Origin of the sequence: uncultured Microscilla sp., from assembly GCF_947493425.1 — a bacterium.
Classification (GTDB): Bacteria; Bacteroidota; Bacteroidia; order Cytophagales; family Microscillaceae; genus Microscilla.
On record NZ_CANLRP010000339.1, the window covers coordinates 1 to 3,064 of the forward strand.

The 3,064-nt window shown below is 35.1% G+C and carries 5 protein-coding genes; 3 read left to right on the top strand and 2 right to left on the bottom strand.

Annotated elements, in window-relative coordinates; all coding sequences use genetic code 11:
• Both Q0954_RS33435 and Q0954_RS33440 read left to right on the top strand, forming a co-directional pair.
• A partial coding sequence (locus Q0954_RS33435) for an RHS repeat-associated core domain-containing protein (RefSeq protein ID WP_299466258.1) occupies positions 1 to 1,133 on the top strand: 1,133 nt, incomplete at its 5' end.
• A gap of 4 nt (positions 1,134 to 1,137) precedes the next feature.
• Positions 1,138 to 1,530: a hypothetical protein gene (locus Q0954_RS33440; protein WP_299466261.1), complete on the top strand. Its 393-nt coding sequence runs from the start codon at positions 1,138 to 1,140 to the stop codon at positions 1,528 to 1,530.
• A gap of 385 nt (positions 1,531 to 1,915) precedes the next feature.
• Here the strand turns inward: Q0954_RS33440 and Q0954_RS33445 are convergent, their stop codons facing one another.
• Positions 1,916 to 2,086, bottom strand: a complete 171-nt coding sequence (locus tag Q0954_RS33445; RefSeq protein ID WP_299466264.1) for a hypothetical protein — start codon at positions 2,084 to 2,086, stop codon at positions 1,916 to 1,918.
• 97 nt (positions 2,087 to 2,183) lie between these two features.
• Positions 2,184 to 2,561: a helix-turn-helix transcriptional regulator gene (locus Q0954_RS33450; protein ID WP_299466267.1), complete on the bottom strand. Its 378-nt coding sequence runs from the start codon at positions 2,559 to 2,561 to the stop codon at positions 2,184 to 2,186.
• Positions 2,562 to 2,720: 159 nt separating this feature from the next.
• On the opposite strand from Q0954_RS33450, the gene Q0954_RS33455 reads away from it, so the two are divergent.
• Positions 2,721 to 2,990: a CHC2 zinc finger domain-containing protein gene (locus Q0954_RS33455; protein WP_299466270.1), complete on the top strand. Its 270-nt coding sequence runs from the start codon at positions 2,721 to 2,723 to the stop codon at positions 2,988 to 2,990.
• Positions 2,991 to 3,064 lie beyond the last annotated feature (74 nt).

Genomic DNA, 3,064 nt, shown 5'->3' on the forward strand with positions numbered 1-3,064 from the left:
ATCAAATCATTAAAGAAGAAGTTTACACCGCCAACGGAAACTTCAAACTTCGCTACTTAGCTACTGGCGACACTACCCGTATTTTATTTCATTTGAATGATCCAACGCCGAATATCGGAAGTTCGTTGGAAGTTACCGGAATTGCTCTGAATAAGACTGATTTTGGAAGTTACCGTTATGGTTTTAATGGTAAAGAGAATGACCAGGAGTGGGGGAAACTGATTCAAGATTATGGATTTAGGTTATACAATCCCGCGATTGGAAAGTTCTTGAGTGTTGATCCTTTGAGTCCTCAGTACCCAGAGCTGACGCCTTATCAGTTTGCGAGTAATACGCCGATTTGGGCGGTAGATTTGGACGGGTTGGAAGCATTAAAGTTTTCTGATCATTTAGAGTTAAGTGGTGGTAATGTAATAACTGCAATTGGTAATTATACAATAGATTATCTTACCTCCGGTGGTAGAAAAGCTATAGAAGGGGCGCGAGATTATGCTCGTAGCAAAAAGCAATCTAAGGATCAGGGGTATGTAGACCATGTCCCAGAGAGTGCCCGCCAAAAGATGGATTTTGTGAGAAAGAACAAAGCTAAGGCTAAAATGGCTGAGGGTGTTCTAGAGCATTATGGGGCTGCGCATAACTTGATGTCTATTCCTATGGGAGTCATTGAGGGAGGAGGACTACCTGGACAGTTTGTGAGAGCTGTAAGAGGAGTTAAGGGAGCTAAAGGAGTTACTTCACCTTTTTATGGACCTTCTAGGGAGCTTACAATGAAAGAGCTTTCTTTAGTTAAAGGGAAGGGTGCAGGAGATGATATTGCATTAGGTTTAGGAGATGATTTGTTCAACTTTGCCTCAAATAAAGGTTTTAAAACATATAAAGATTTTTCTACTGGCTTTCAACAAGATAAAATACTATCTGTAATTAAAAATAGTGATAATAAGTTACATTTTAATTTAACAGGATTTTCAAGATATCGCTATTCTAAGTTTGATCCATCACAACCAGTTACTTATAGAAATATAACTAATTGGGAGTTGCATACTATTTATAATACACCTGGAGCATTAGATAGAACAACCTTTTATCGAGTTTTGGATAACGGAAGTTATGAAGTTGTTCCAAAGCCATTTTAACATTATGAAAAAGATTTATAAAAGACAATTTAAAATTTGGGGTTATACTGTTAGTCATAGTTTTTTAATATTAAGAAGCCCAATGAAGTATAAGGACGTCGTTGGCTTCTCTGAGGAAGAAAGTCATAATATAGATATAGAGTTTTTTGCTGTAGCCTATTTAGATATTCCAAATATATTATCTGGTATTGAGCTTGGTGAAGTTAAAGACAATATTCCTGAAAAATTTAAGCGTTATGTGAAAGAACATAAATACAAAGTCTTTGAAATTAAATCGGAACAAAATATTTATCATATTGTTGCTGGAGGATATAGCATTGGAAAAAATACCTGGGACATAGAAGATAGAATATCTAATATGCACTTAAAACACGATGAAATTCTGTTTTCCATTTGACGCAATCAGAAAGTAACTAACTCCCAAGTACTAGCCCAAATCATGTAAAAATGGTTTGGGCTTTTTTTATTTCTTCTGAAAAATAACCCTATAAGGAAATGGTGTCTAGTCCTATAGGGTAACGGTATCAATCCTTATAGGGGAATGGTATCGAATCCTATAGGGAAAGGTTTTATAACTTCTGAAAGATGGTGGCTAATGCCTTGAAAATAGGGGACGGGTTTTATTTGCTATGACTTGAAAAAGAGGTAGTTATGAGTTGTATAAGTGGGTTTTTGTAGTTATATTTGTACTTTATTTCTTGAATTGTCATAAGCAAGAAAAAGTAAACATAGCCCTGTACTAATTTTTAGTATGGGGCTTTTTGTTTCTTATGAATTGGTGTTTACACTGTTCCATTATATTGATGTATGTGCATGCCTTTTTCAGACACTACTTCGGCTGAGTATGTAAAGCTGGTATAAGGGACGAATGTTGGAACGAGTGCTTTTATATTGTGTTCAATATTAGGGATGTTGAGTACTTCTTGGTACAAAAAATTTATTTCTGTACACATATTAAGCCCTAGTTTTTGTTTTGACCTCGCAATGATAATTAACTTTGCGTCTAAAAAAGGGGAGTCGTTTTGTGGTTGGCTCATTAGGCGAAGAAGATTAAGAAGTAAATTGTTGTTCTAAAAAGTCTTTAAATTTTTTCTTGGTAAGCATAGAATCGATTACGTTTAATATGGTGCTCTTGTCTCGTTCTGCTAATTCCTCAATCATTTTTATTTTTTCATAAAGAGGTGTTTTTTGCAAATCATCTTCTATGTGTTTCTCGTCTGTTTTACCTTTCACAATGTCGTCTATTGACACCTCAAAAATACTTGATAATTTTATAAGGTCATCAATTGATGGTTTATACTTTCCATTCTCTATTCTACTAATATGAGTAAGGTGAACGCCTAGTTTTTCAGCTAATTGTCCTTGTGATAACTTGTTTGCTTTTCTGTATGCTTTAATGTTTGCTCCGATGTTACTAAGTTGATTCATAGTACTAAATTTTATTTAAAATTAGCTAAAAAGGTTTGTTAAAGCAATTTTTTCATCCTTTGGGGTTAATTGTGCGAGTTTATATTTGCTAATAAGGAAAATTATTATTTACCTTAGCGGCTAATAAAAAATATGCTAATACGATAAATAATTTTTCTTATGACAATTCCAGAAATCAAACAAAACCTCTCCATCACCACCGTCTTAGCCTACTACGGCTTAAGCGTCAACGGAAACAATCGCATGTGTTGTCCTTTTCACAATGACACCAAGCCGAGTATGGAGGTGTACCCAAAGTCGGACACGGTATTTTGTTTTAGCAGCAATTGCGAGGCGCACGGAAAGCCTATAGATGTGATTGATTTTGTGATGCATCAGGAGAAGTTGAGCAAGCACGAGGCTATTTTGAAGTGTAAGTCGCTGTTGTGAACATGCAACAAATTATGAGGTAAACAGTTAAGCCCTTTTTTTAACAGAATGATTTAACTCAATATATCTTTGTG